The 8,329-nt window shown below is 57.3% G+C and carries 5 protein-coding genes; all 5 read left to right on the top strand.

Going from position 1 to position 8,329, the window contains the following annotated elements; genetic code table 11:
- The first annotated feature begins 95 nt into the window (after positions 1-95).
- The 5 genes from HMPREF3066_RS06575 (at position 96) to katA (ending at position 8,132) form a co-directional block, all read left to right on the top strand.
- Positions 96-2,318, top strand: coding sequence for a TonB-dependent receptor (locus HMPREF3066_RS06575; RefSeq protein ID WP_070441363.1), 2,223 nt, complete (start codon positions 96-98; stop codon positions 2,316-2,318).
- Positions 2,319-2,533: 215 nt separating this feature from the next.
- Positions 2,534-3,298 (top strand): ABC transporter ATP-binding protein, encoded by a 765-nt coding sequence (locus HMPREF3066_RS06580; protein ID WP_070441366.1) that lies wholly within the window; start codon positions 2,534-2,536, stop codon positions 3,296-3,298.
- Positions 3,299-3,450: 152 nt separating this feature from the next.
- Positions 3,451-4,362 carry an iron-siderophore ABC transporter substrate-binding protein gene (locus tag HMPREF3066_RS06585; RefSeq protein WP_321178914.1) on the top strand — a complete coding sequence of 304 codons (912 nt, stop codon included), beginning with the start codon at positions 3,451-3,453 and terminating at the stop codon, positions 4,360-4,362.
- Positions 4,356-6,323 carry a Fe(3+)-hydroxamate ABC transporter permease FhuB gene (fhuB, locus tag HMPREF3066_RS06590; protein ID WP_070441372.1) on the top strand — a complete coding sequence of 656 codons (1,968 nt, stop codon included), beginning with the start codon at positions 4,356-4,358 and terminating at the stop codon, positions 6,321-6,323. The genes HMPREF3066_RS06585 and fhuB overlap by 7 nt, the downstream gene beginning before the upstream one ends.
- A gap of 294 nt (positions 6,324-6,617) precedes the next feature.
- On the top strand, positions 6,618-8,132 hold the full coding sequence (gene katA / locus HMPREF3066_RS06595; protein ID WP_070441374.1) for a catalase KatA: 1,515 nt from the start codon (positions 6,618-6,620) through the stop codon (positions 8,130-8,132).
- Positions 8,133-8,329: the final 197 nt, after the last annotated feature.

An 8,329-nucleotide genomic window follows, 5' to 3' on the forward strand; every position in this document is an offset into this window, starting at 1 on the left:
GTCCTGATTTAAATTTAATCCACTATATTTTTTGAAATGAAATTAATTTTCTTTTAGAATTAACCGTTACGACCGACTTTTGAAAGAAAATACAAATGATTAAGCCCGCTTCCAGACTCAGCATCCTCAGCCTCTCCCTCCTTGCCGTTTCGGCGGCATTTGCCTCAGACGAACCCCAAGTCCGAGAAACCGCCGAACTTGAAACCATCACCGTAACCGCCAGCGCGGACGCATCCAAGGGCGGTTTGATTCCTGCATTTAAGGGCGGACAGGTGGCGCGCGGCAGCCGCGTGGGTATTTTGGGCAATAAAAAAAACCTAGAATCGCCGTTCTCCAATACTGCTTACACCAATAGGCTGATTCAGGACAAACATGCGCGCAGCGTCGGCGACGTACTGCAAAACGACCCGACCGTCCGCGTTGCGCGCGGTTACGGCAATTTTCAGGAAGCGTATTTCATACGCGGCTTTGCCGCCGAATCGGACGATACCATGTACAACGGCCTTTACGGCATCCTGCCGCGCCAATACATCGCCACTGAGCTTTTCGAACGCGTGGAAGTCCAGCGCGGCGCATCCGCCTTCTTAAACGGCATGGCGCCGGGCGGCAACAATATCGGCGGCACGGTATCCGTATTGCCCAAACGCGCGTCCAATGAAGGATTGAACCGGCTGACTGCCAATTACGGCGCGGGAAAACGCGGTGGTTTGGCGGCGGACGTGGCGCGCCGTTTCGGACAAAATCAGGAATTCGGCGTGCGCGTCAATGCGGCGCACCATAACGGCAAAACCGCAATAGACGACGAAAAGTCCAAACTCAGCCTGGTCAATGTCGGCCTAGACTGGCGCAATGAAAATGCCCGCCTGTCCGCCGATTTGGGCTGGCAGGACAACAAGCTCAAAGCCACGCGTACCAATGTTACCCTGTCAGGCATGACCGCCGTGCCGGCCGCGCCTGATGCTTCGTCCAACTGGGCGCAGCCCTGGACGTATTCCAACGAGCGCGACTGGTTCGGCACAATGCGTGGCGAATACGATTTCAACGACAACCTGACTGCCTACGCCGCCTATGGCTTCCGCCGCAGCAAGGAAAACAATTCTCTGGCAAACCTGACTGTCCGCAATGTCAACGGCGACGGATCGATTTACCGCTTCGACAACGCGCGTAAGGATAAAATCGACACGGGCGAAATCGGTTTGCGCGGCAAATTCAATACGGGCGCGGTAGAGCACGAATGGACCGCCGCCGCCAACCGTTTCCAATCCTCGCGCAAAAACGCTTACATCATGGATTGGGGCAACCAATATACGACCAACCTCTACAACCCGTCCCGCTATCCGCAACCCGCAGCCGCCGACCCGCTGTATTCGGGCAACGACATAGGCAATCCTGCCGTTACCGGCAAAACACGTCTGACCAGCTTCGCCTTGGGCGACACCTTCAGCCTTTGGGACAAACGCCTGCAATTCATGCTTGGAGCGCGCTGGCAGCAGGTGCATAACAAGGCTTACGCCTATAATACGGGCGCGCAAACCGAAAATTACAAAAAATCGCGCCTCAGTCCCGCCGTCGGCGCGGTGTACCGCATCACGCCGAATTGGTCGGTGTACGGCAACTACATCGAAAGCCTGGGACAAGGCGCGACCGCAGGCTCGACTGCCTCCATCAACGGCCGGGCCTACGCCGTCAGCAATGCCGGCGAATCGCTCAAACCCTATGTTTCCAAACAAAAAGAAATCGGCACGAAATTTGAAACCAACGGCTTCGGCGCAGGATTGGCCCTGTTCCACACCGACAAACCGCGTTCGCTTTACGTTGCCGAAAGCGGCAACACCGCCCGCTTCACCTCCGAAGGCAAAGACCGCCACCGGGGCGTGGAAATCACCGTTTACGGGGAAGTTGCCCCGGGCGTGAAACTCTTGGGCGGCGTAACCCTGCTCGATGCCAAACAGAAATCCACCGGCTCGTCCTCGACCGACGGCAAACGCACCATCGGTGTGGCCAAAACCCAGGCCAACATCGGCTTGGAATGGGAAGTGCCGAAAGTGCAGGGTTTGGCATTTGACGGACGCATGGTTTACACCGGTTCTTCCTACGCCGATGCAGCCAATACGCTTAAAGTCGGCGGCTGGACGCGCTTCGACCTTGGCGCGCGCTACCGCACCCAAATCGGCAAGCACGAAGCCACCTTCCGCGCCCGCCTCGATAATGTTGCCAACAAGAAATACTGGGCATCCGTCGGCGGATACCCTAACAACGGCTACCTGAACGCCGGCGCACCGCGCAGCTTCACCCTGTCGGCTTCGGTCGATTTTTAAGGGACGGGCGGCAAACGGCCTCCAACGGTCCAAAGGTCGTCTGAAACGTTTTCAGACGACCTTGGAGCCTGAGGCGTCCGACTTTGCCTTACGCTTTCGGACAACCGCCGTAAAACTCCGCCTTTGCGGCATCGGCACCGACAACGGGCAATGGGTTTTGCCGCTCCGCCGCTTTCTCCGAATAACGTCAAACCCACCAAAAGGTCGTCTGAAACGTGTTCCAAATCCAAAACGCCACCTTCGCCATACCCGGTCGCTCGCTGCTGCACGACATCAGCGTCAACTTTTTCCCTAACCGCGTGTACGGCCTCATCGGCCATAACGGCTCGGGCAAGTCCACGCTGTTGAAACTGCTCACCCGCCAGCATGAACCAGCAGGCGGCAGGATATTGCTGAACGACAAAGAAATACGCGCCTATTCCGCCCGCGCATACGCCAAAGAAGTCGCCTATCTTCCGCAGCACCTGCCCGCCGCCACCGCGCTGACCGCGCGCGAGCTGGTTATGATGGGGCGTTATGCCTGGAGCGGGCTTTTAGGGCGCACGAACGATGCGGACAGACAGGCGGTGGAACAGGCGTTGCGGCTGACGCATACGGAAAAATTTGCCGATCAAATCGTCGATACGCTTTCGGGTGGCGAACGTTCGCGCGTCTGGCTGGCGATGTGCCTGGCGCAGCAAAGCCGCTTTTTGCTGCTGGACGAACCGCTTGCCGCTTTGGACATCGCCCACCAAATCGACGTGATGGCACTGGTGCGCAAGCTGTCTCGCGATTTGGGTTTGGGCGTCATCATCGTCATCCACGACATTAATCTGGCGGCGCAGTATTGCGATGAACTGGTCGCGCTCAAACAGGGACGGCTATTAAAAACGGGCAAACCCGCCGACATCATGACCGCAGAAGTGTTGAAAGACATTTACAGCGTCGATATGAACATCATCGCCCATCCTGAAAACGGCCGCCCCGTGGCATTGCCTTGACGCAGGCAAGCCGTCCCGCCGCATAAGCTCCGACCACCATAAAATCCGCCGCCCGAATCCAAACCGGATGACATTGCAGACCATTGTGGAATACCTGTTCCGATATGTTTCAGACGACCCTTTATTCAAAAACCGAAAGACCTTCCAAGCCGATGTCCCACCGCTTTTCAGACGACATTCCCCGCCTTGCCGCACGGCTGTTTTTTACCGCCGCCCTCCTGTTTTCCCTGCCTGCACCCGCCGCACCGCGCGTGGCGACTTCGGACTGGACGGTCGCCGAAACACTGACGGCGATGGGGCATCCGCCCGTCAGCGTCGCCGACCGCCGCGTGTACGATACCTGGGTGAACCATCCGCCGCTGCCCGCTGCCGTCAAGGAAGCGGGGCTGCGCTTCCAGCCGAATTTGGAGCGGCTGTATCAGATAAAGCCTGATTTTTTCGTGCAATCTTCCTGGTATGCCGCCGCCAAGTCCCAGTTTGAAAAAATCGCCCCGGTACGCGAAGTGGATTTCGGCACGGCAAAAGGCATCGAATATGCCCACACGGTCGAAGCCACGCGCAGGCTGGGTAAAATCATCGGCGACCCTGCCGCTGCCGAAAAGCTGATTGCCGGTACGGAAAACCTGTTTGCCCGCGCCAAACCCGCGCTTTCGGCATATCGCGGCCGCCCGTTTGCGGTGGTGCAGTTTGCCGACGGGCGGCATTTGCGGATTTACGGCAAGACTTCGCTGTTTCAGGCCGTGTTCGACAAATTGGAGCTGAACAATGCCTGGACGGGCAAAAGCAACGAATGGGGTTTCGAAAACATCACGCTTTTAGATTTAGCAAAGCTGCCGCCGGACACGCTGCTGATCATCGTCAAACCGCATCCTCAAAATACACGTGCAACGCTCGAAAAAAGCGCGCTTTGGCAACGCCTGCCGTTCAGCCGCCCTGCAAACCGCCGCATCTTCGAGCCGTCGTGGAGCTACGGCGCGCTGCCGTCCATGCAGCGTTTCACTTTGCAACTGATGCGTTCGATGTCGTCTGAAAACCCGTCCGCACAAAAGGAAGTCGCATGGTAAAGATTTTCAGACGACCCCTGCCTATCCTTGCCGCCGCGTTGGCAATATCGTGCGCGCTGACGGCGTTTTGGATCTTGAAGCTGGAATGGACGCTGCCGTGGCTGCGGATTTTCGACCGCCCCGACACCCTACCCCTGGACGCACTGATGGTGCAGAACAATACCCTGCCGCGTATGGCGATGGCGCTGCTCGCCGGCGGCAGTACGGCGGCGGCAACCATGCTGATGCAGCAGCTGATGCGCAATCCGCTCGCCTCTGACGGCACGCTGGCAGTCAGCAGCGGCGCACAGACGGCACTGGTGGCGGCAACCGTATTCGCCCCCTCCTTCCTCTCCTACGGCACGTCCGCCGTGGCGTTTGCCGGCGCAGCGGCGGCTTTGGGCGCGGTATTGCGGCTGTCGGCACGGCGCGCCCTGCAACCGCTCAGCGTCGTGCTGGCGGGTTTGGTGGTCAGCCTGTATCTGGGTTCCCTCACCGGTATCGTGATGCTGTTTTTCAGCGAAGAGACGCGCGGCGTGATGCAGTGGGGCAGCGGCTCCCTGGTGCAGGACAGTTGGCGCGATACGTTGGGGCTTTTGTGGTGGATTGCCGTTGCTGCCATACTTACCGCCTTTTTAATCAAACCGTTAAACATCATGAGCCTGGGCGACACGCAGGCGGAATCGGCAGGCATACCGGTGAAGAAAATCCGCCTGCTGTCTTTGGCGGTTGCTGCATTTTTGAGTGCGGGCGTGGTCGGCTTTGTCGGCATGATGGGCTTTGTCGGATTGGCGGCGGCGACGCTGGTACGGCAGACGGGCGTGCGCACACTGCCCATGCGCCTGATCTGTTCCTTCATCATCGGCGCACTGCTTTTGATGCTGACGGACAACGGCCTGATGCTGCTGAAACACTACCGCGGCACCGATCTGCCCGCCGGCGCTGTAACTGCCCTCGTCGGCGCGCCGCTTTTGTTGTGGCTGACGGCGAAAGCACCTCCGCGTCCTTCGTTTCAGACGACCTCCGATATTTCAACCGCCGCGCCGCACGTCCCGCGCCTCTTGCGTTTTCTGCCGCTTATCGCCGTCGCCGTATCGGTATTGGCGTTTACGGTCGGACGCTATGACGAAACCCTGCGCCTGACCATAGACCCGGAATATTTCGTATTCCGCTACCCGCGCGTGCTGCTCGCCGCCGCCACCGGCACCATGCTCGCGTTGACCGGCGTCATACTGCAAAGGCTGACGCAAAACCCGATGGCGGGACCCGAACTCTTGGGCATCAGCTCCGGAACGGCATTCGGCGCGATGGCGGTAGTGATGCTGTTCGGCATTACCTCGGGCAGCAGCTGGTTTTGGCTGACAGGCATCGTTTCCGCTCTCGTATCCTTGGGGCTGTTGATGCTGTTCAACCGCAAAAACGGATTTACCCCCGAAAAAATCCTGCTTACCGGCATGGCACTGGCCGCACTCGCCGATGCCGCCATCCGCATTTGGACGGCAAGCGGCGATTTCCGCGTACAACTGCTTTTATTGTGGATGTCAGGTTCGACCTATCAGGCAACGCCCGAATCCGCCCTTACCGTCGGCCTCCTCGCCGTCGCCTCGCTCCTCCTCATCCTCCCGCTGCAACGCTGGCTCGGACTGCTCAGTCTGAACGCGACAATCGCCCGCTCTGTCGGCATCAACGTCTCCCTTGCACGGCTGGTGCTGATCGTCTCAAGCGCAGCGTTAACCGCCTTATCTACCCTGCTTATCGGCCCCTTGAGCTTCGTCGGACTGCTTGCGCCGCATCTGGCCCGTATGCTCGGCGCACGCCTGCCCAAACAGCAACTTGCCGCCGCCGCACTCATCGGTGCATCGGTTATGATGACGGCCGACTGGCTGGGCAGGCAGGTAATGTTCCCTTACGAAGTCCCCGCCGGAATGATGGCCACGCTCATAGGCGGCGCATATTTCATGATGATGATGCGCAAGCTTTAATGCGAACGGAGATACAAAAAGGTCGTCTGAAAACAGTTTCAGACGACCTTTTTGTTTAATTTATTCGATAATAAAAATCTAACAAAAATAAAATCTCAATTAATAATAACAATATTAAATTGAAGTCATAGTTCCAATAGGCAAAATCTTTCTGTATAGTCCTATTCATAGTTTAATTAAAAGGAAAAATAAATGTCGATACAAGAAATTTATGAATGCCAAGAAACAGGCTACGAATATGCTTTTCGGCAAATCGTTTTATAAACCACTGACCATTTCACAAAGGAAATTATTATGACTGTCTCTAAATGTCCCGTAACCTACCTGACCATGAACAACGGCGCGCCCGTTGCCGACAATCAAAACAGCCTGACGGCTGGTCCGCGCGGCCCGTTGCTGGCGCAGGATTTGTGGCTGAATGAAAAACTCGCCGACTTCGTGCGCGAAGTCATCCCCGAACGCCGTATGCACGCCAAAGGTTCGGGCGCGTTCGGTACGTTTACCGTAACACACGACATCACAAAATACACCCGCGCCAAAATCTTCAGCGAAGTCGGCAAGCAAACTGAGATGTTCGCCCGTTTCACCACCGTGGCGGGCGAGCGCGGCGCAGCCGATGCGGAACGCGACATCCGCGGCTTTGCGTTGAAGTTCTATACCGAAGAAGGCAACTGGGATATGGTCGGCAACAACACGCCTGTGTTCTTCCTGCGCGACCCGCGCAAATTCCCCGACCTGAACAAGGCGGTCAAACGCGACCCGCGCACCAATATGCGCTCCGCTACGAACAACTGGGACTTCTGGACGCTGCTGCCCGAAGCCCTGCACCAAGTTACCATCGTCATGAGCGACCGCGGCATCCCCGCCAGCTACCGCCATATGCACGGCTTCGGTTCGCATACTTACAGCTTTTGGAACGAAGCGGGCGAGCGTTTTTGGGTGAAATTCCATTTCCGCAGTCAGCAAGGCATTAAAAACCTGACCAACGAAGAGGCTGCAAAAATCATCGCCGACGACCGCGAAAGCCACCAGCGCGACCTGTACGAAGCCATTGAACGCGGCGAGTTTCCGAAATGGACGATGTACATCCAAGTCATGCCTGAAGCCGATGCGGAAAAAGTGCCGTATCATCCCTTCGACCTGACCAAAGTTTGGCCGAAAAAAGACTATCCGTTGATCGAAGTGGGCGAATTCGAGTTGAACCGCAATCCCGAAAACTTCTTCGCCGATGTGGAACAATCCGCCTTCGCCCCGAGCAACCTTGTGCCCGGCATCGGCGCCAGCCCCGACAAAATGCTGCAAGCCCGTTTGTTCAATTACGCCGACGCGCAACGCTACCGCCTGGGCGTAAACTTCCGCCAAATCCCCGTCAACCGTCCGCGTTGTCCCGTTCACAGCAACCAGCGCGATGGCCAAGGCCGCGTCGACGGCAACTACGGCAGCCTGCCGCACTACGAACCCAACAGCTTCGGCCAATGGCAGCAACAGCCTGACTTTGCCGAACCGCCTTTGAAAATCAACGGCGACGCGGCGCACTGGGACTACCGCCAAGACGATGACGACTATTTCAGCCAACCGCGCGCCTTGTTTAACCTGATGAACGACGCGCAGAAACAGGCTTTGTTCGACAACACCGCCGCAGCCATGGGCGACGCGCCCGACTTCATCAAATACCGCCACATCCGCAACTGCCACCGTTGCGACCCCGCCTACGGTGAAGGCGTGGCGAAAGCCTTGGGGCTGACCGTTGAAGACGCACAAGCCGCCCGCGCGACCGACCCCGCATTGGGTCAGCCCGGTTTGCTGTAAATGGGAGGAGCCATGTGGATAGAGATTGAAGAATGGTTATCCCACGCAATCCGATACCGTAAACCGTAAACCGCCGACTTGGGCGTGATACGCAGATAGAGAAGTATTGTTAAGCATCTCTTTTTGGGGAGCAATATATAAGGTCGTCTGAAAACTTGGGAATCTAGTTTTCAGACGACCTTGGATTCGGATTTCAA

Origin of the sequence: Neisseria sp. HMSC03D10, from assembly GCF_001807625.1 — a bacterium.
GTDB classification, from domain to species: domain Bacteria; phylum Pseudomonadota; class Gammaproteobacteria; order Burkholderiales; family Neisseriaceae; genus Neisseria; species Neisseria mucosa.

Bases quoted from the DNA above. Each gene is read 5' to 3' on its own strand.
- HMPREF3066_RS06575 (WP_070441363.1), top strand. From the start codon at position 96: ATGATTAAGCCCGCTTCCAGACTCAGCATCCTCAGCCTCTCCCTCCTT.
- HMPREF3066_RS06585 (WP_321178914.1), top strand. From the start codon at position 3,451: ATGTCCCACCGCTTTTCAGACGACATTCCCCGCCTTGCCGCACGGCTG.
- fhuB (WP_070441372.1), top strand. From the start codon at position 4,356: ATGGTAAAGATTTTCAGACGACCCCTGCCTATCCTTGCCGCCGCGTTG.
- katA (WP_070441374.1), top strand. From the start codon at position 6,618: ATGACTGTCTCTAAATGTCCCGTAACCTACCTGACCATGAACAACGGC.